This is a genomic window from Pseudomonas brassicacearum, from assembly GCF_003732175.1.
GTDB lineage: Bacteria > Pseudomonadota > Gammaproteobacteria > Pseudomonadales > Pseudomonadaceae > Aquipseudomonas > Aquipseudomonas brassicacearum_G.
The window spans coordinates 1-18131 of the sequence record NZ_MOBI01000027.1; the positions used below are offsets into that span (position 1 = coordinate 1).

The following is an 18131-nucleotide window of genomic DNA, read 5'->3' on the forward strand; positions in this document are numbered from 1 at the left end:
TGCGCCGGAAGTGGGGCGAATTATAGACTTCCAGAATCTGCCGTCAACACCTATTTTCATAAATCTGTCATATCAGTCAAAAAGCCCCGAAAACACGAAGGCCGGTCCACCGCTATATAGGGGTGGACCGGCCTTCTGCCCTTCTACTTACAAGCTAGGGAATGCGAACTGCGAGGCTTCATGGCTTGCACGTTGTGGCCAGCGCTGGGTAATCGCCTTGCGACGCGTGTAGAAACGCACACCATCCGGGCCATACGCATGCAGGTCACCAAACAGTGAACGCTTCCAGCCGCCAAAGCTGTGGTAAGCCACTGGGACCGGCAGCGGAACGTTAACCCCAACCATGCCGACTTCGATCTCGTCGCAGAACAACCGCGCCGCCTCACCATCACGCGTGAAGATGCAGGTGCCATTGCCATACTCGTGATCATTGATCAGTTGCATAGCGTCCTCCAGGCTGTTGACCCGAACGATGCACAGCACCGGACCGAAGATCTCCTCTTTATAGATGCGCATCTCTGGCGTGACGTTATCGAACAGGCAGCCCCCCAGGAAGAAGCCTTCCTCATGACCGGCAACGCTCAGACCACGCCCATCGACGACCAGGGAAGCGCCGGAGGAAACACCGTCTTCTATATAGCCACTGACTTTGTCGCGAGCCTGACCGGAAACCAGTGGCCCCATGTCCAGACCACACGAAGTGCCGGCACCGATTTTCAGCGCCTTGATTTGCGGAACCAGTTTGGCCACCAGCGCATCCGCAACCTGATCGCCAACGCACACGGCTACCGAGATCGCCATGCAACGCTCGCCACAAGAACCGTAAGCCGCGCCCATCAGTGCGCTGACTGCGTTATCCAGATCGGCATCCGGCATCAGCACCGCGTGATTCTTCGCCCCGCCCAGCGCCTGAACACGTTTACCGCGCTTGGTACCTTCGGCGTAGATGTATTCGGCAATCGGCGTCGAGCCGACAAAGCTCAGCGCCTTGACTTCAGGCGCTTCGATCAACGCATCGACCGCAGCCTTGTCACCGTGAACCACGCTCAACACGCCTTTCGGCAGGCCGGCTTCCAGCAGGAGCTGAGCGATCAACAACGTCGAGCTTGGATCACGCTCGGATGGTTTGAGAATGAAACAGTTACCGCAGACGATCGCCAGCGGATACATCCACAGCGGCACCATCGCCGGGAAGTTGAACGGGGTGATACCGGCCACTACGCCCAACGGCTGGAAGTCCGACCAGGCATCGATGTTCGGGCCGACATTACGGCTGTATTCGCCTTTGAGGATTTCCGGCGCCGCACAGGCGAACTCGACGTTCTCGATACCGCGCTTCAATTCACCCGCGGCGTCTTCCAGCGTCTTGCCGTGTTCTTCGCTGATCAGTTGAGCGATGCGCGCTTCGTTCTGCTCCAGCAATTGCTTGAAGCGAAACATCACCTGGGCGCGTTTGGCCGGTGGCGTGTTGCGCCAGGCCGGAAATGCAGCCTTGGCCGAGTCGATTGCGTTTTGAATGGTTTCACGGCTGGCCAACGGCACTTTATGGATTGGCTGACCGGTAGACGGGTTGAACACGTCAGCAGTGCGAGCGTTATCGGTCACCAGTTCGCCATTGATCAAATGCGGGATGAGGCTCATGCGGGGCTCCTGAAAAATTGTCCACAGACGCGCATCGCTGCGCGTCCATTGTTTGTTCTTATATAGAAGGGCTAATCAGTCGATCTTGTTCAGCACTTCGCCGACCGCATCGAACAGACGATCGAGATCCTGCGGCTTGCTGTTGAAGGTTGGGCCAAACTGCAGGGTGTCGCCGCCGAAGCGCACATAGAAACCCGCCTTCCACAACGCTATACCCGCCTCGAATGGACGCACGATGGCATCGCCGTCGCGCGCAGCGATCTGGATCGCACCGGCCAGGCCGTAGTTACGAATGTCGATGACATTCTTCGAACCTTTCAGACCGTGCAGCGCATTCTCGAAATGTGGCGCAACTTCAGCCACGCTCTGCACCAGGTTTTCCTTTTGCAGCAGGTCGAGTGCCGCGAGGCCGGCAGCGCAGGCCACCGGGTGCGCGGAATAGGTGTAACCGTGCGGGAATTCCACCGCGTATTCCGGCGTCGCCTGGTTCATGAAAGTCTGGTAGATCTCCGAACTGGCGATCACCGCGCCCATCGGGATGGCGCCGTTGGTAACTTGCTTGGCAATGCACATCAGGTCAGGAGTCACGCCGAAGCTGTCAGCACCGAACATCGAACCGGTACGACCGAAGCCGGTGATGACTTCGTCGAATACCAGCAGGATATTGTGCTGATCGCAGATTTCGCGCAGACGCTTCAGATAACCCTGAGGTGGAACCAGTACTCCGGCAGAACCGGCCAGTGGCTCGACGAACACCGCAGCGATGTTCGAGGCGTCGTGCAGTTCGATCAGTTTGAGCAGCTCTTCGGCCAGGGCGATACCGCCCTCTTTCGGCATGCCACGGGAATAGGCATTACTAGCCAGCAGAGTGTGCGGCAGGTGGTCGACGTCCATCATCGCCTGACCAAACAGCTTACGGTTGCCGTTCACGCCACCCAGGCTGGTGCCGGCGATGTTCACACCGTGGTAGCCACGGGCACGACCGATCATTTTGGTCTTGGTCGACTGACCTTTCAGACGCCAGTAAGCGCGGACCATCTTCACGGCTGTATCGGCGCACTCGGAACCGGAGTCAGTGAAGAACACGTGATTCAGATTGCCCGGGGTCAGCTCGGTGATTTTCTCGGCGAGCTGAAACGACAGCGGGTGACCATACTGAAAGCCCGGCGAGTAATCGAGGGTGCCCAACTGTTTGGCTACCGCTTCCTTGATTTCCTTGCGGGTATGCCCTGCGCCACAGGTCCACAGACCCGACAGCGAGTCGTAGACTTTACGGCCCTTGTCGTCGATCAGGTAGCTGCCTTCAGCGGCAACGATCAGACGCGGGTCGCGCTGGAAATTGCGGTTGGCGGTGTACGGCATCCAGTGGGCATCGAGCTTGAGTTGGCCGGCCAGGGAGACCGGGGCGTTTTCAGGCACGTTCATGAGCAAAAACCTCGCAGGGCAATAAGCGGCGTAGGGATTAACAGCGTTCTTGCAGCTAAGTTGCCACGACGATAAAGTCTGTGAAATCCAACTCTTCTAACCTTCAGTCAGCCAATCACTAAACTTTTGAGTAAAAAGCATGAGCAGCCGCCGACCCGACCCACTGGCGCAAGTCAGTGACTTTGATATCCGCCTGCTGCGGATCTTTCGCAGCGTGGTCGAGTGCGGCGGCTTCTCCGCAGCGGAAAGTGTGCTCGGGATTGGACGCTCGGCCATCAGCCAGCAAATGAGCGATCTTGAACAACGACTGGGTCTGCGCCTGTGCCAGCGTGGTCGAGCCGGGTTCTCGCTGACCGAAGAGGGCCGCGAGGTCTATCAATCGGCGTTGCAGCTATTAAGTGCGCTGGAAAGTTTTCGCACCGAGGTCAACGGACTGCATCAACACTTGCGCGGTGAATTGACCATCGGCCTGACCGACAACCTCGTCACCCTGCCCCACATGCGCATCACCCACGCACTGGCGCAGTTGAAAGAGCGTGGGCCGGACGTGCAGATTCAGATCCGCATGATTGCGCCCAATGAAGTCGAACAAGGCGTGCTCGACGGGCGCTTGCACGTCGGCGTGGTGCCACAGGCCAGCGCCTTGTCGGGTCTTGAGTATCAACCTCTGTACAGCGAGCGTTCGCTGCTTTACTGCGCGGTCGGCCATCCGCTGTTTTATGTCGACGATAAACAGCTGGACGATGAACGCCTGAATAGTCAGGACGCGATCGCCCCGACCTTCCGTTTACCGGCCGAGATCCAGGCGCACTATCAGGCGCTCAACTGCACCGCCAGCGCATCGGACCGCGAGGGCATGGCGTTTCTGATTCTGACCGGACGCTACATCGGTTACCTGCCAGACCACTACGCCAGCCTGTGGGTGCAGCAAGGTCGCTTGCGCGCGCTCAAACCCGACGCCCGTTTTTATGACCTGAGCCTGGCATCGGTCACACGCAAGGGGCGGCGCCCGCATTTGGTACTGGAAAGCTTTCTGGAAAGCCTTGCGGCGACTCGATAAACCGCATGAAAGGCCCAGCTTTGACGCTTTTATCGCAACAAGGCTTGTCGGATTCCTGTGGGTGCGCTATCAACGCACCGTGCACCCACTGACCCGCTCGGAACCGCCCATGACCTTTGAAGTCCCAGCCCACGCAGGTAAGCCTGCCAGCCGCATTCGTCAGAAGAACGAAGAGGCGATCCTCAAAGCCGCCGAAATCGAATTCGCTCGTCACGGTTTCAAGGGCACCAGCATGAACACCATCGCGCAAAATGCCGGGCTGCCCAAGGCCAATCTGCACTACTACTTCACCAACAAGCTCGGGCTGTACATCGGGGTGTTGAGCAACATCATCCAGTTGTGGGACAGCACCTTCAACACCCTGACCTGTGACGACGACCCCGCCGAAGCGCTGACCCGCTACATACGCGCCAAAATGGAATTCTCCCGCCGCCAGCCGCAAGCCTCGCGGGTGTTCGCCATGGAAGTCATCAGCGGCGGTGAATGCCTGACCGAGTACTTCAACCAGGATTACCGCACCTGGTTCCAAGGTCGCGCAAACGTGTTTCAGGCCTGGATCGATGCCGGCAAGATGGACCCTGTAGACCCGGTGAACCTGATCTTCCTGTTATGGGGCAGCACCCAGCATTACGCTGATTTCGCCACGCAAATCTGCCGGGTCACCGGTCGTACCAAGCTGACCAAGCAAGACATGGAAGATGCCAGCAATAACCTGATCCGTATCATTCTTAAAGGCTGCGGCCTCACCCCAGCCATTTAAGACCTTCAGCCATGCCTTTTACCCTTGCAGGCGTTTGCGAATACCGTGAAGAGATTCGCAAAAGCCGCTTTATCGCCCTCGCGGCACCGATCACCAGTGCCGCCGAGGCGCAGATATTTATCGAGCAGCACAGCGACCTGAACGCCTCACACAATTGCTGGGCCTGGAAACTCGCCGATCAGTACCGCAGCAGTGACGACGGCGAACCGGGCGGCACTGCTGGCCGGCCGATACTCGCGGCGATCGAAGCGCAGGATTACGACCAGGTCGCAGTCGTGGTGATTCGCTGGTACGGCGGCATTCAACTGGGCACCGGCGGTCTCGCACGGGCCTACGGCGGCAGCGCCAATAAATGCCTGCAAGGCGCCGAACGGATTGCCCTGATCAGCCGGGTGCCGATCCGTTGTGCCTGTAGCTTCAGCGAGTTGGCGCTGGTCAAACTGCGCGTCGCGGAGCTAGGCGGGTTGGTGGCGGAAGAAACCTTCACCGCCAATGGTGTGGAACTGCAACTGGCCGTTGGTGAGACGCAGATCGAGACCTTGCAGCGTCAACTGGCGGATTTGAGCCGTGGGCGAATTTTGTTGCAACGTTGAAAACAGATCAAAAGATCGCAGCCTTTGGCAGCTCCGACAAGCGATCCTGTTTCGCCCGTAGCGCTGCGATCTTTTGGGGCATTGGCACCGTGCCAATATTTCCGACACTTGCCCACAACCGCTGTGCACCCGACTGTGGATAACCTGAGTACACAGCGCTGTAACCCTTCCACAACGTGGCTTTGCGGCCGCTGATCACTTTTCGTTCAATTGGCTATCCACAGGTTCAATTCCACCGCAAAACAAACAGTTAGAGCGGCATATCACCTTTAGAAGAAAGCCTTGCAGTGCTTATGCCCGGGTTTCTGGCTTGCGCACAAATACTGTGGAGCAACCTGTGGATAACCCGTTCATGGCTGGCGCAGTCGCATAGCCGGCACAGCCTGCAGCCACATGCTCATTTTTTAACCAGATTACCGGAAGCCAAAACTGCACCCAATCCTGCACCTCGCCCTGAAGTAGTGCCTGACCCCGAATCTAACTTCTGCATTTGATCGTCCAACGTCTGGGCTTTACGCTTGGTGAGATCGGTGAATTACGCCAGGAACTGCAACAACGGCTCGGACAACGTTGTCCATTGAACCCATGACCTTTTTTTCAAGGAAGCCACTCATGTCTACGGCAAAAACCGCACTGATCATCGGAGCCTCACGCGGCCTCGGCCTGGGGCTGGTGAAAACCCTGCTGGCCGACGGCTGGCAAGTCACCGCCACGGTGCGTAACCCACAGAACGCCGAAGCGTTGCAGGCACTGGGCAAGGTACGGATTGAAAAACTCGACATGGACGATCAGCAAGCGGTGATCGCCCTCAGCCAACAACTCAAAGGCCAGGTGTTCGACCTGTTGTTCGTCAACGCCGGAGTCAAAGGCCCGGAGGTGCAGACACCCGGTGGCGCGACGCTGGCCGAAGTGGGTCAATTGTTCTTCACCAACGCAGTGGCGCCAATCAATCTGGCCCAGCGCTTCGTCGGACAGATCCGCGAAGGCAGTGGTGTACTGGCGTTCATGAGTTCGGTGCTCGGCAGCGTGACGATGCCTGATGCGCCAGAACTGGCACTGTACAAAGCCAGCAAAGCGGCGCTGAACTCGATGACCAATAGTTTCGTCACACAGTTGGGTGAACAGAAACTGACCGTGCTGTCGCTGCATCCGGGCTGGGTGAAAACCGACATGGGCGGTGAAGGCGCGGATATCGATGTCGATACCAGCACCCGCGGGCTGGTTGATCAGGTGAACGCCTATGCCGGCAAGGGTGGGCATCATTTTGTGAATTACCGGGGTGAAACGATTCCCTGGTAAACACCACCCATCCCCCTGTGGGAGCGAGCCTGCTCGCGATGACGGCGTGTCAGTCGACGTGAATGGTGTATGACACACCGCTTTCGCGAGCAGGCTCGCTCCCACAGGTTATTCATCGTCCTGTCGGACCAGGCTTGCCCGAAAAGCGCTTTTGTTCGAAACTCTGCACTTCGTCCCCCGCGGCGACCCTGGATCAGCAGACAGGGCAACACTGAGCTGGCGAACCTGAACCCAACTTTCAGAGGAGCCGGCAAATGCCTGCGACCCGTATCTGGTTAAAAAATCCCCTCGCGATCTTCACGGCCAACGAACTCGATGCCCGTGGCGGCCTGGTGCTGCAAGACGGTTTGATCGTCGAAGTACTCAAGCAAGGCCAACAACCGGCGACACCCTGTGGACAAGTCTTCGATGCCCGCGAGCATGTGATCCTGCCGGGACTGATCAACACCCACCATCACTTCTATCAAACCCTGACCCGCGCCTGGGCACCGGTGGTCAATCAGCCCCTGTTCCCCTGGCTGAAAACGCTTTACCCGGTGTGGGCCCGACTGACCCCTGAAAAACTCGCGCTGGCGACCAAGGTAGCCCTGGCCGAATTGCTGCTGTCGGGCTGCACCACTGCCGCCGACCACCATTACCTGTTTCCCGAGGGGCTGGAAAACGCCATCGACGTGCAAGTCGAAAGCGTCCGTGAACTCGGTATGCGTGCCATGTTGACTCGTGGCTCAATGAGCCTCGGTGAAAAGGATGGAGGCCTGCCGCCCCAGCAAACCGTGCAGCAAGGCGAAGTGATTCTCGCCGACAGCCAGCGCCTGATCGCCGAGTACCACGAACGTGGCGAAGGCGCGCAAATCCAGATCGCCCTGGCACCCTGCTCGCCGTTCTCGGTCACGCCGCAAATCATGTCGGCCAGTGCCGAACTGGCGAATACGCTCGATGTGCGCCTGCACACCCACCTCGCCGAAACCCTCGACGAAGAAGACTTCTGCCTGCAACGCTTCGGCCTGCGCACCGTGGATTATCTGGACAGCGTTGGCTGGCTCGGTCCACGCACCTGGCTGGCACACGGCATTCACTTCAACCCCGACGAAATCGCCCGACTCGGCGCCGCGGGCACCGGCATCTGCCATTGCCCGAGTTCGAACATGCGCCTGGCATCAGGCATTTGCCCAACTCTTGAGCTGACGGCTGCCGGCGCACCGCTGGGCCTGGGGGTCGACGGTTCGGCATCCAACGATGCCTCGAACATGATCCTCGAAACCCGTCAGGCGCTGTACCTGCAACGGCTGCGTTATGGCGCAGAGAAAATCACCCCGGAGCTGGTGCTGGGCTGGGCCACCCAGGGTTCGGCGAAGCTGCTCGGTCGCAGCGACATCGGCGAACTCGCGGTAGGCAAGCAAGCCGACCTGGCGCTGTTCAAGCTCGATGAGCTGCGTTTCTCTGGCAGCCATGACCCGATCTCGGCATTGCTGTTGTGTGGTGCGGATCGTGCTGACAGGGTGATGATCGGCGGAAAATGGCGAGTGATCGACGGGCAAGTCGAAGGACTGGACCTCAAAGGCTTGATTGCCGATCACAGCCAGGCGGCACGGCAGTTGATCAGCGGCGTCTGACCGGACACCAGCTCTACAGCCCCAACACCGACAACATGATGAAGGTCGCAAACAGCACAAAGTGCGTCATCCCTTCGATGGCATTGGTTTCGCCATCGTTGAGGTTGATCGCGCTGACAATCAGGGTGATGAACACCATCACGGTCTGTACCGGGGTCATGGCCATCTGGAACGGCTGGCCGGTGTAAAGCGCCATGGCTTCCATCAGCGGTACCGTCAGAATCACCGTCGACAGCGATGCCCCTAACGCAATGTTCACCACCGATTGCATACGATTGGCCAGTGCGGCGCGTAACGCCGTGAGAATCTCCGGTGCAGCGGAAACCGCCGCCACTAGAATTGCCGTCAATACTGGCGGTGCGCCTGTCCCTTCCAGGCCCAGTGCCAGAGTTTTGGACATTACCTCAGCCAACGCACCGATCACCCCCACACCGAACGCCAACGTACCAATGGACAGCCCGAGACTGATCGGTTGCGGTGTTTCGGGCGGTTCTTTCTTGCGGCGTTTTTTCCGGGTAGCTATAACTGAAAAAGTAACTGTGGGGACCCACCTGCATCCGCAGAAACAGGGTGTACAGCACCACCATCGCACCGATGGTGAAGGCCGAATAAATTTTCCAGTCTGCCTCGGGAATGAACTCCGGCACCACCATCGAAACGCCCATGGCCGTGAGGATCATCACGCTATAGATGCGTGCCGAGTCATCGTTGTAAGACTGCTCACCATGCTTGAGGCCGCCCATCAGCGCGGCCAGTCCGAGGATACCGTTGATGTCGAGCATCACCGCTGAGTAGATGGTGTCGCGCACCAGAGTTGGCGACGCCTCATTGCTCATCATGATCGCCAGAATCACCACTTCCACCAACACCGCGGCCAGGGTCAGGATCATCGTGCCGTAGGGATCGCCGACTTTTTCCGCCAGCAACTCCGCGTGATGAGCGACGCGCATTGAGGCGCAGACAATAAAAGCGATCAGCACCAGGCCACCGATGAGTGCAATCACCTGACCGCTGTGCAACAACCACTGCCCCAGCGGATAGCCTGCGAACGCGGCGAGCAGGGCCAGCAACAGAAACGTTTCTTGCTTGAGGAATGCGAGCATGGCGGGCCTTTTTGCCGGATCACGCGAAACCTGGGCGATGAGAGAGTGATCTAACGCCAGGCTAATGGTTGGTTGAACGTTAGCGCACCAGGAGGTAGTTTGTTGAACCGACCGGTCAGGTTTTGCTAATTGTTTCTACAGGCATCTGTAGAATGCTCACCATCTGCACTCTGATGAGAAAAGAATATGTACGACTGGCTGAACGCCCTGCCCAAGGCAGAATTGCACCTGCACCTGGAAGGCTCGCTGGAGCCTGAGTTGCTGTTCGCCCTGGCCGAACGCAACAAGATCGCCCTGCCATGGAGCGACGTCGAAACCCTGCGCAAGGCCTATGCCTTCAACAACCTGCAAGAGTTCCTGGACTTGTATTACCGGGGCGCCGATGTGTTGCGCACCTCTCAGGATTTCTACGACCTGACCTGGGCCTACCTGTTGCGTTGCAAGGCGCAGAACGTGATTCACACCGAACCGTTCTTCGATCCGCAAACCCATACCGACCGTGGCGTGCCGTTCGAAGTGGTGCTTAACGGCATCGCCAGCGCGTTGAAAGACGGTGAACAGCAACTGGGCATCACCAGCGGTTTGATCCTCAGTTTCCTGCGTCACCTGAGCGAAGAAGAAGCCGAAAAAACCCTCGACCAGGCGCTGCCGTTCCGTGATGCGTTTGTCGCCGTCGGCCTGGACAGTTCAGAGATGGGCCACCCGCCGAGCAAGTTCCAGCGCGTGTTCGATCGTGCTCGTCATGAAGGTTTCCTGACCGTTGCTCACGCCGGTGAAGAGGGCCCACCGGAGTACATCTGGGAAGCCATCGACCTGCTGAAAATCAAGCGTATCGACCATGGCGTGCGTGCCATCGAAGACGAGCGCCTGATGCAGCGGATCATCGACGAGCAAATCCCGTTGACCGTTTGCCCGCTGTCCAACACCAAGCTGTGCGTGTTCGATGATATGTCACAGCACAACATCCTCGACATGCTTGAGCGTGGGGTGAAGGTTACGGTGAATTCGGATGACCCGGCGTACTTCGGCGGTTATGTCACCGAAAATTTCCATGCGCTGTATACCCATTTGGGCATGACCCAGGATCAGGCCAAGCGCCTGGCGCAGAACAGCCTGGATGCCAGACTGGTCAAACCGTAAGACTGCAGAAAATCTAATGTGGGAGCGGGCTTGCTCGCGAAGGGGCCATAACATCCAGCCTTGATGTTGAATGTCAGTCCGCTTTCGCGAGCAAGCCCGCTCCCACAGGTTCAGTGTTTAACCGACTTGCGCGGCTTCGCTCAACTCCTCCAGCGTCTTGCCCTGCGTTTCCATTCCGAACAGCCAGACCACGCCCGCGGCAATTGCGAAACACATCGCACCCAAGGCGAACACCCCGCCCTGCCCTGTTATCGGGAACACCAGCCCGGTGACCAATGGCCCGAGCAACGAGCCAACCCGGCCAATCGCCGAGGCAAACCCTGAACCGGTGGCTCGCGCCGAAGTGGGATAGAGCTCCGGGGTGTAGGTGTAGAGCACGGCCCACATGCCGAACAGGAAGAACTGCATCAGCAGGCCTGAACTGATCAACAGGCTGACATTGCCGCCAAACACCGCGCTCTGCCCATACAAAAACGCCATCACCCCACCACCGAGCAAGGTGATGATGCACACCGGCTTGCGCCCCCAACGTTCCACCAGCCAAGCCGCCATGAGAAAACCGGGAATCCCGCCAAGGGAAATCAGCACGGTGTAATACACCGACTGAGTCACCGCAAACCCTGACTGTTGCAGCAATGCACTGAGCCAGGAAGTCAGGCCATAGAAGCCAAGCAAGGCAAAAAACCAGACGCTCCAGATCATCATCGTGCGTTGGCGGTACAAAGGTGACCAGATTTCATTCAAGGCCGAAAGAAAGTGCCCCGGGCGACTCTCGATTCTGGGTAAACGAATCGGCTCCGGCAGATTGATCCGCCCCAGCGAGGCCCGCACCTTGTCTTCAATACGCTGCAAAACCCTATCCGCTGCCACATGGTGCCCGGCCTGTTCCAGCCAGCGTGGTGACTCGGGAATGAAGAAGCGGATCGCCAGGACAAACACCGCCGGCACCGCCAGCACCGCCAGCACCAGGAAGATGTCGCGCCAGCCAACCAGCGGTAACAGGAAGTAAGACAGCACGCCCGCCGCGACAAAACCCAGCGGCCAGAAACCGTCCATCAACGCGATATAGCGCCCGCGCCGTTTGGCCGGGATCAACTCGGACAACATCGATTGGGCAATCGGAAATTCCATGCCCATGCCGATCCCCAGAAGAACTCGAAACAGTGTCAGCATCTCGACGCTTTGCGCCGTAGAACAGAGGTAACTGGCGATGCCCCACAACACGATGCTCCACTGAAACACCGGTTTTCGCCCGAAGCGGTCGGCAAGCATCCCGGACAAAGACGCGCCAAGCACCATGCCGAAGAAGCTCGAACTGGCCAGCAGTCCAGCCTGCGCCGTGCTCAGAGCGAACTCGGCTTTGATCGACCCCAAGAGGAACGTCATCATTGCCAGGTCCATGGAGTCGAAGAAAAATGCCAGGGCAATGATGATGAAAATGATCCGGTGATAACCGCTGATGGGCAGTCGTTCCAGACGTTCTGCCGCGCTATAGCCCTGCGTTTCCATGCCCTATCCCCCATTCGATGATCCCCGAACCGAGTGTGCGGGATCGCCTGGGGTCACTATTGCTGGATACGACCTGGCCACAGCTCTGAGCGACGTCTGAAACCTCTGGCCACAGACGTCGATTTCAACTGCTGCTAGAGCGCCATTTCCAACTCGGCCTCTTTGGCGAACTGATCGATTTCACGCTGACCGGCCGCGGTGATCTGCAGAACACGCGTGTCGCTGGGCAGCTGCAACCAGCCAGACTGCATGAACAGCTGCAACACCGCCGCCCCCAGGGTTCCACCCAAGTGCGGTCGACGTTCACTCCAGTCAGGGCAGGCGCAGACTACGCGCGAGGTGCTGTGGGCCAGGGCCTGAATGAACACGCCGTGGGTTGCCAGCCGATTGGCGCCTTTGTGGGTCACGATGACACGCTTGTCCAGCTGTTCGATCCAGCCGGCATCGAGCATTCGCTGATACAGATCGGCTGCCAAGCTTCCCCCCAGATGGTCTTCACAGAGCCTGGCCCGAAGCAATGACGAAGGCGCTGTACGCACTTTCGTCGATGGGCTGGTGCGCTTGAGCAACTCTGGAACCTTGCCTGGCAAACTGGCCAGAGTGGCGCTGGCCAGCGCTTCAACCGCCGCACCGATTTCGGGAGCCGCAAGCCGGAAAAACCGCTTGCGCCCACGCTCCTCGACTTTCAACAGTCCACCGCTGGACAAGCGCCCCAGGTGCGCATTCGCCGATGACGGCGACAAGCCTGCCAGCAATGCCAACTCCTCGGATTGCCGTGCAGTACCGTCCATCAAGGCCCACATCATCGCGCTACGCTTAGGGTCTGCCAGCAACGTGGCTATCTGGCTGATGCAAGGTGCATGTTCCATGTATTCACTCCCTGTTGAATCATTTGTCTGCTGCTCTGGGACATCTTGACCAGTAATGTGCTGCCGGCCAAGGCGTGAAAACCGCCAAAAGCCGGGCGGTATAACCAACGGATGCGACGAACCTCTTCGAAAACCCCGACCGGGCTCAACAACGATCAGCACAGCGTCCAACCGCCTTGAGCGAGACATCGCAACGTCGCCGACAACGGTGCGACACCAGGCAGGCGCTAGTATATGCGCGATGATCTTCGGTTCCTGCCGGCCGGAAGCTTTTGGAGGTGATAGTTCCTGCCAGAATTTTCCCTATTTGCCTGCGACTACTCGCCCGCACCGATCATTGCTGGCAATTGAGCCGACAATTGGGCACATCGTGACTTGAGCATTTCACTCAGCAGGTTCACCGGCTTACTTAATTGAGCGCGATGGGCGCACAGCAAATTCAGCGGTGCGCGCTCGCAGAGCAGCGCCGGCATCAGCACTTTCAAGCGCCCGGCCAACACATCGCTGGCTACATCCAGCCAGGATTTGTAGGCAACTCCGGCACCGGCCACCGCCCACAGACGTACCACGTCTGCATCATCACTGAAGCGATCACCGCTGACGGTCAGGCTCATCTCCCGTTTACCATCATGAAAACTCCAGTGGTCGTGAACCCGGCTGCCCAGCATGTACAACAGGCAATTGTGCTGGGCCAGTTGCTCCAGCTGGCGCGGTTCACCATGCTGTGCGAGATACTCCGGGGAGGCACACAGCACACGACGGTTGTCCGGAGCGATCGGCAGCGCCACCAGGCTTGAGTCTTCCGGCTCCCCGTAGCGCAGGGCAATGTCCACCGGTTGGCGGAACAGGTCGGCAATCCGGTCCCCCAACAGCAGGCGTACCGTCAGTTTTGGATGCTCGCGCTGGAACTCGTCCAGCCACGGCAGCAGCAAATTGCGACCGAAGTCCGAAGGTGCCGACAGCTGCAATACGCCGCTGACCTGATTCTGTCCGCTGGCCAGCAAACGACGTCCTTCGTCCAGATTGCTCAGCGCCGCGCGGGCGTATTCTAAAAAGCCTTCACCCTCTGCGGTCAGACGCAGGCTGCGGGTCGACCGCGCCAGCAACCGTGCGCCCAATTGCTGCTCGATCCGCTTCAACGCGGCGCTGGCCACTGCCGCCGACAGGTCCATGACCCGCGCCGCCGCGGACAGACTGCCGAGGTCTGCGGCACGCACGAACAACTGCAAGTCATCGAAACGCAGCATCAACCCACCTGCATTATCAAAAAAATATTGAAAGAGACTGTTCTTTTAGCCGGTTTTATCTTCAAGAGAAATAACCAATCATCCATGCCATCGAATGCCCCGTGAGAATTCCCCCATGAAAGCCATTGCCTACTACCGTTCACTACCCATCAACGATCCAGAATCTCTGCAGGACATCGAACTGCCCGAACCGGTGGCCGGCAAACGGGATTTGCTGGTTGAAGTCAAAGCCATCTCGGTCAATCCGGTGGACACCAAGATTCGCCAGAATGTCGCGCCTGAAGATGGCGCGGCAAAAGTGCTGGGCTGGGATGTGGCCGGCGTGGTCAAGGCGGTAGGCAGCGACGTCAGTCTGTTCAAGCCCGGTGACAAGGTTTACTACGCAGGCTCCATCGCTCGCGCAGGCGGCAACAGCGAACTGCATGTGGTGGACGAGCGCATTGTCGGCCATATGCCAAAGACCCTGAGCTTCGCCGAAGCCGCCGCGCTACCGCTGACCGCGATCACCGCATGGGAGCTGTTGTTCGAACGCCTGCAAGTGCGCGAAGGCAAAACCGATCAAGGCCAAAGCCTGCTGATCGTCGGTGCCGCCGGTGGTGTAGGCTCGATCCTGACTCAACTGGCCAGCCAGCTCACCGCACTGAACGTCATCGGCACTGCCTCGCGCCCGCAGACCCAAAGCTGGGTACGCGAACTGGGCGCAGACCTGGTAATAGATCACAGCCAACCGCTGAGCGAAGAGCTCAAGCGCGCAGGCCACCCTCAGGTGACACACGTTGCCAGCCTGACCGAAACTGACCAGCACTTCGAACAACTGGTCGAAGCCCTCGCGCCTCAAGGCAAGCTTGCGCTGATCGATGATCCGAAGGCACTGGATGTCACCCGGCTCAAACGCAAGAGCCTGTCGTTACACTGGGAATTCATGTACACCCGCTCGCTGTTTGAAACCGCCGACATGCTCGAACAGCACAAGCTGCTGAACCGGGTGGCCGAACTGATCGACGCGGGTACATTGAAAACCACGGTCGGCGAACACTTCGGCACGATCAACGCGGCCAACCTGCGCCGTGCCCATGAATTGCTGGAAAGCGGCACGTCCAGGGGCAAGATCGTCCTCGAAGGGTTTTAACGTTTTATAGATCAAAAGATCGCAGGCTTCGCCAGCGCCTACCGGGGCATACCGCTCTCTGCAGGAGCCTGCGATCTTTTGCTTTTAAACCGTCAGTCCGAGGAATTGATCCGCGTCACAAATCCGATTTGATTCAGGTCTACAATCGAGCTTCCCGCAGTGCAGTCTTTTAGGTGAGGAAGTCAGCAATGAAGATCCTGATAAAAGAATTGGCAAAATCCCAGTGGCAGGTCCGCCTGGACAACCACGCGGTGAACTTCCGCAGTGAAGCCGAAGCCCGCGCTTTTACCTCGACCCTCGAGGCTCGCTTGCACGCTCCTCATCAACTCCCCGAACGCCAGCAACGAGCAACCGGCTGACTCAAGTCACGGCTTGCGCTGCCCGGGCAACTTGCAGCCGACGGGTGAGCATCGCGACGCTCACCACCAATATTCCGCACAGACTGATGACCATCGCCATCGGCATCGCTGTGCCGTCGTGCAGCACGCCGACCAACGCCGCCGCTCCTGCAGCAACACTGAACTGCAAGCAACCGAGCATCGCCGAAGCGCTGCCTGCGCGTGCGCCCTGTCCGCTCATGGCACACGCCGATGCATTGGGAATGATGCAACCCAGGCTTGCGATACAGATGAACAACGGGATCAGCAACGGCCATAAATGCTCGGTATGCAGTGAACTGACCGCCAGCAAGCTCAGGCCTGCCGCCAGATAAATCCATACGGTGCGCGCCAGCAAAAAGGCCGGGCCGCGTTTGGAGAGCAATCGGGCATTGACCTGCGCCACCAGAATGAAGCCCGCCGCGTTGGTGCCGAACAGCCAGCCGAAGTGCTCGGCCGGAACACCGTAGAGCTTGATGAATACGAAAGGCGAACCGGCGATGTAGGCAAACATCCCGGCAATCGCGATGCCGCCGGTCAGGGCATGGCCGAGGAAGATCCTGTCAGTGAGCAGACGACCGTACTGACGCAAAGCACCCGACAACGGCTGACGCGGCTGGTTGGCCGGCAAACTTTCCGGCAGGCCCACGGCAACCGCCAGGGCGGACAATGCGCTGAACACCGTCAAGGCGATAAAGATCGACTGCCAGCCATACAGGTTGACCAGCAGACCGCCGAGCATTGGCGCAAGAATCGGTGCCAGGCCCATCACCAGCATCAGCTGGGAAAAGACTTTCGCCGAACCCACTGCGTCGCACTTGTCGCTGACCACCGCGCGGGAAATCACCATCCCGGCACAACCGCCCAACGCCTGAAGGAAACGTGCCGCGATCAGCCACTCAAGGCTCGGCGCAAACGCGCACACCAACGATGCCAGAGTGAACAGACCGACGCCCACCAGCAATGGCATGCGTCTGCCGAAGCGATCGGCCACCGGGCCATAAGCCAACTGACCAATCGACAGACCCAGGAAATAAGCTGCCAGGGTCAACTGAACGTGCTTTTCGTCAGTGCCGAAAGCCACCGCCATGGCCGGGAAGGCTGGCAGATAGAAATCGATGGCCAGCGGCCCGAAAGCGCTCAGGGCGCCAAGAATCAGAATGGTACGGAGGTTCATCAGGCGTCCAGTTTTACGTCAGTCGGCAGCCCGACAGTCTAGCCGCGCCTGGACGCCTTGAACATTCCGATAGGTCGCTAACTATTAAAAAGGTTCAGGCCAGCGTGATCGCGTAGCCTTCTTCGCTGATCAGGCTGATCACCTGCTCTGCCGACAACGCGCTCTCGACACCGACTTCCTTCGCCGCGAGGTCGACCCGGACACTGGCCGCCGGATCCTTGGCGTGCAGCGCCTCGGTAATGGCCCGAACACAGTGACCGCACGACATTCCTTGAACGTTGAATGCTTGCATGAGACAGCTCCTTTGATGAGGTTTAGGGGGCGTTCTCAATCAGTTTCCCCACCGCGTTGTCGCCTTAAAGCGGGCCAGGCAAGGCGCAGGCCGCTGGGAATGGTTGCTCCCTTTCCAAGGCCTGCAACGCAGCCTGGCCCGCTTTAAGGCACAACCCGAAGGGCCGGGCCTGCTGTTTTGCAGGGCTGCGTTGCTCGAAGCTTATTTGGAATGACCAAACCACGCTTCTCGCGCCTTGCCCTGCAAAACAGCAGACCCGGCGCGGTGTGGAAACTGATTGAGAACGCCCCCTGAGCCAGTCTTGAGCTTGCCACGGTGGCAAGGTCAAGTTCTGCAGTGATCTGCCGGGCTGGCAATCGTCGCCGCGCTCGGCCAAGCTTCGCCATCAATGACTCAAAAGCAGGAGATGCAGCCATGCGCTGGTCAGCTTTCAGCCTATTCGGCATGCTCAGTCTTTTCGCCGCCGCGCCCTCGGTCAGCGCCGAAGACTATGGTGTGTTGATCATTTCTCGCGAGCGCCTGGAAGTCGCGACCTCGTGCGAGATTGGCGTGTACATCCAGGATCAGTTGTCGGCGCGGTTGTTCCAGGAACAAAGCACTTCGTTTAATTTGCCGCCGGGCAACTACTCCTTGCGGCTCAAACTGCTGCCCGGCCAGGCGCCAGGTTGCAGTGCCGGGATGCTGGCCCCGGGTTCGCAGAACATCACGTTGCGGGCGGGCGACCTGTTGAAATACCGCATCGCCATGAATCAGCAAGGGATGTACCTCAAGAAGGAAGCATTGGGCTACTGATTCACCCGTTTTCTGTGGGAGCGTGGCTTGCCCGCGATGCAGGCAACCCGGTGGTTCAGACCAAGCGCGTCATCGTTCATCGCGGGCAAACGGAACGCCGCCCGG

16 protein-coding genes and 1 pseudogene are annotated in these 18131 nt (G+C 58.8%); 9 read left to right on the top strand and 8 right to left on the bottom strand.

The window, feature by feature from the left end:
- Positions 1-147 precede the first annotated feature (147 nt).
- Entirely contained in the window at positions 148-1641 is a 1494-nt protein-coding gene (locus BK658_RS23840; protein WP_123584448.1) for a CoA-acylating methylmalonate-semialdehyde dehydrogenase, read from the bottom strand.
- 75 nt (positions 1642-1716) lie between these two features.
- Positions 1717-3066, bottom strand: coding sequence for an omega-aminotransferase AptA (gene aptA / locus BK658_RS23845; protein WP_123584449.1), 1350 nt, complete (start codon positions 3064-3066; stop codon positions 1717-1719).
- A gap of 139 nt (positions 3067-3205) precedes the next feature.
- On the opposite strand from aptA, the gene BK658_RS23850 reads away from it, so the two are divergent.
- The 5 genes from BK658_RS23850 to BK658_RS23875 all read left to right on the top strand — a co-directional run bounded on the left by BK658_RS23850 (position 3206) and on the right by BK658_RS23875 (position 8391).
- Entirely contained in the window at positions 3206-4126 is a 921-nt protein-coding gene (locus BK658_RS23850) for a LysR family transcriptional regulator (protein ID WP_019693711.1), read from the top strand.
- Positions 4127-4235: 109 nt separating this feature from the next.
- Positions 4236-4886: a TetR/AcrR family transcriptional regulator gene (locus BK658_RS23855; RefSeq protein WP_123584450.1), complete on the top strand. Its 651-nt coding sequence runs from the start codon at positions 4236-4238 to the stop codon at positions 4884-4886.
- Between the two features lie 11 nt (positions 4887-4897).
- Positions 4898-5479, top strand: a complete 582-nt coding sequence (locus BK658_RS23860) for an IMPACT family protein (RefSeq protein WP_123584451.1) — start codon at positions 4898-4900, stop codon at positions 5477-5479.
- A 612-nt stretch (positions 5480-6091) separates the two neighbouring features.
- The gene (locus BK658_RS23870; protein WP_123584452.1) at positions 6092-6778 is read left to right on the top strand and encodes an SDR family oxidoreductase; all 687 of its coding nucleotides are present in this window, start codon (positions 6092-6094) and stop codon (positions 6776-6778) included.
- Positions 6779-7032: 254 nt separating this feature from the next.
- Positions 7033-8391, top strand: coding sequence for an 8-oxoguanine deaminase (locus BK658_RS23875; RefSeq protein WP_123584453.1), 1359 nt, complete (start codon positions 7033-7035; stop codon positions 8389-8391).
- A 13-nt stretch (positions 8392-8404) separates the two neighbouring features.
- Here BK658_RS23875 and BK658_RS23880 read toward each other — a convergent pair.
- Positions 8405-9494 (bottom strand): annotated as a pseudogene (locus tag BK658_RS23880) (calcium:cation antiporter).
- A gap of 186 nt (positions 9495-9680) precedes the next feature.
- Here BK658_RS23880 and BK658_RS23885 point away from each other — a divergent pair.
- On the top strand, positions 9681-10634 hold the full coding sequence (locus BK658_RS23885; RefSeq protein ID WP_123584454.1) for an adenosine deaminase: 954 nt from the start codon (positions 9681-9683) through the stop codon (positions 10632-10634).
- A gap of 117 nt (positions 10635-10751) precedes the next feature.
- On the opposite strand, the gene BK658_RS23890 is transcribed toward BK658_RS23885, so the two are convergent.
- The 3 genes from BK658_RS23890 to BK658_RS23900 all read right to left on the bottom strand — a co-directional run bounded on the left by BK658_RS23890 (position 10752) and on the right by BK658_RS23900 (position 14259).
- Positions 10752-12143 (bottom strand): MFS transporter, encoded by a 1392-nt coding sequence (locus BK658_RS23890; RefSeq protein ID WP_123584455.1) that lies wholly within the window; start codon positions 12141-12143, stop codon positions 10752-10754.
- Between the two features lie 134 nt (positions 12144-12277).
- Entirely contained in the window at positions 12278-13012 is a 735-nt protein-coding gene (locus BK658_RS23895; RefSeq protein WP_123584456.1) for an ArsR/SmtB family transcription factor, read from the bottom strand.
- Between the two features lie 317 nt (positions 13013-13329).
- Entirely contained in the window at positions 13330-14259 is a 930-nt protein-coding gene (locus BK658_RS23900) for a LysR family transcriptional regulator (RefSeq protein ID WP_123584457.1), read from the bottom strand.
- A 115-nt stretch (positions 14260-14374) separates the two neighbouring features.
- Here BK658_RS23900 and BK658_RS23905 point away from each other — a divergent pair, with 115 nt between their 5' ends.
- Both BK658_RS23905 and BK658_RS30070 read left to right on the top strand, forming a co-directional pair.
- Positions 14375-15388, top strand: coding sequence for a zinc-binding alcohol dehydrogenase family protein (locus BK658_RS23905; RefSeq protein ID WP_123584458.1), 1014 nt, complete (start codon positions 14375-14377; stop codon positions 15386-15388).
- 188 nt (positions 15389-15576) lie between these two features.
- Complete coding sequence (locus tag BK658_RS30070; RefSeq protein WP_019693720.1) at positions 15577-15747, top strand: hypothetical protein; 171 nt, start codon at positions 15577-15579, stop codon at positions 15745-15747.
- A 1-nt stretch (position 15748) separates the two neighbouring features.
- On the opposite strand, the gene BK658_RS23910 is transcribed toward BK658_RS30070, so the two are convergent.
- Together BK658_RS23910 and BK658_RS23915 are read right to left on the bottom strand one after the other, a co-directional pair.
- Positions 15749-16942 (bottom strand): multidrug effflux MFS transporter, encoded by a 1194-nt coding sequence (locus BK658_RS23910; protein ID WP_123584459.1) that lies wholly within the window; start codon positions 16940-16942, stop codon positions 15749-15751.
- A gap of 94 nt (positions 16943-17036) precedes the next feature.
- Positions 17037-17234: a heavy-metal-associated domain-containing protein gene (locus BK658_RS23915; protein ID WP_123584460.1), complete on the bottom strand. Its 198-nt coding sequence runs from the start codon at positions 17232-17234 to the stop codon at positions 17037-17039.
- A gap of 414 nt (positions 17235-17648) precedes the next feature.
- Between BK658_RS23915 and BK658_RS23920 the strand changes: the two genes are divergently transcribed.
- Positions 17649-18026 (top strand): hypothetical protein, encoded by a 378-nt coding sequence (locus BK658_RS23920; RefSeq protein ID WP_123584461.1) that lies wholly within the window; start codon positions 17649-17651, stop codon positions 18024-18026.
- Positions 18027-18131: the final 105 nt, after the last annotated feature.

What these genes read in the sequence shown, in the direction of transcription:
- BK658_RS23860 (WP_123584451.1), top strand. Translation starts at nt 4,898, where the DNA reads ATGCCTTTTACCCTTGCAGGCGTTTGCGAATACCGTGAAGAGATTCGC.
- BK658_RS23920 (WP_123584461.1), top strand. Translation starts at nt 17,649, where the DNA reads ATGCGCTGGTCAGCTTTCAGCCTATTCGGCATGCTCAGTCTTTTCGCC.
- BK658_RS23840 (WP_123584448.1), bottom strand. Translation starts at nt 1,641, where the DNA reads ATGAGCCTCATCCCGCATTTGATCAATGGCGAACTGGTGACCGATAAC.
- BK658_RS23900 (WP_123584457.1), bottom strand. Translation starts at nt 14,259, where the DNA reads ATGCTGCGTTTCGATGACTTGCAGTTGTTCGTGCGTGCCGCAGACCTC.
- BK658_RS23875 (WP_123584453.1), top strand. Translation starts at nt 7,033, where the DNA reads ATGCCTGCGACCCGTATCTGGTTAAAAAATCCCCTCGCGATCTTCACG.
- BK658_RS23915 (WP_123584460.1), bottom strand. Translation starts at nt 17,234, where the DNA reads ATGCAAGCATTCAACGTTCAAGGAATGTCGTGCGGTCACTGTGTTCGG.
- aptA (WP_123584449.1), bottom strand. Translation starts at nt 3,066, where the DNA reads ATGAACGTGCCTGAAAACGCCCCGGTCTCCCTGGCCGGCCAACTCAAG.
- BK658_RS23855 (WP_123584450.1), top strand. Translation starts at nt 4,236, where the DNA reads ATGACCTTTGAAGTCCCAGCCCACGCAGGTAAGCCTGCCAGCCGCATT.
- BK658_RS23850 (WP_019693711.1), top strand. Translation starts at nt 3,206, where the DNA reads ATGAGCAGCCGCCGACCCGACCCACTGGCGCAAGTCAGTGACTTTGAT.
- BK658_RS23910 (WP_123584459.1), bottom strand. Translation starts at nt 16,942, where the DNA reads ATGAACCTCCGTACCATTCTGATTCTTGGCGCCCTGAGCGCTTTCGGG.
- BK658_RS23895 (WP_123584456.1), bottom strand. Translation starts at nt 13,012, where the DNA reads ATGGAACATGCACCTTGCATCAGCCAGATAGCCACGTTGCTGGCAGAC.
- BK658_RS23890 (WP_123584455.1), bottom strand. Translation starts at nt 12,143, where the DNA reads ATGGAAACGCAGGGCTATAGCGCGGCAGAACGTCTGGAACGACTGCCC.
- BK658_RS23905 (WP_123584458.1), top strand. Translation starts at nt 14,375, where the DNA reads ATGAAAGCCATTGCCTACTACCGTTCACTACCCATCAACGATCCAGAA.
- BK658_RS30070 (WP_019693720.1), top strand. Translation starts at nt 15,577, where the DNA reads ATGAAGATCCTGATAAAAGAATTGGCAAAATCCCAGTGGCAGGTCCGC.
- BK658_RS23885 (WP_123584454.1), top strand. Translation starts at nt 9,681, where the DNA reads ATGTACGACTGGCTGAACGCCCTGCCCAAGGCAGAATTGCACCTGCAC.
- BK658_RS23870 (WP_123584452.1), top strand. Translation starts at nt 6,092, where the DNA reads ATGTCTACGGCAAAAACCGCACTGATCATCGGAGCCTCACGCGGCCTC.